The sequence below is a fragment of the Arthrobacter sp. sptzw42 genome (assembly GCF_059089685.1).
This window is the reverse complement of record NZ_JBNHEX010000038.1, coordinates 1-267: the sequence shown is the minus strand read 5'-3', so window position 1 is coordinate 267 and position 267 is coordinate 1. Positions and strand designations below refer to the sequence as shown.

1 protein-coding gene is annotated in these 267 nt (G+C 62.5%); it reads left to right on the top strand.

The annotated features are described in order from the left end of the window. Window positions 1–267, top strand: a 267-nt coding sequence (locus AC5RT4_RS17775) for a hypothetical protein (protein ID WP_494106624.1), incomplete at both ends; no start/stop codon positions are given.

Here is a 267-nt window from a genome sequence, read left to right as displayed (position 1 = left end):
GCTGGAACGTGATCAAGGTCGTCTGGGGCCGGGAATGGGATGACCTGCTCACCAAGGACACCGACGGGTCGCTGGTGAAGATCATGAACGAAACCCCCGACGGGGACTACCAGACCTACAAGGCCGAATCCGGCGGGTTCGTCCGCGAACACTTCTTCGGCAAGGACCCGGCCACCAAGGACCTGGTCGCGGACCTGACCGATGACCAGATCTGGAACCTCAAACGCGGCGGCCACGACTACCGCAAGGTCTACGCCGCGTACAAGG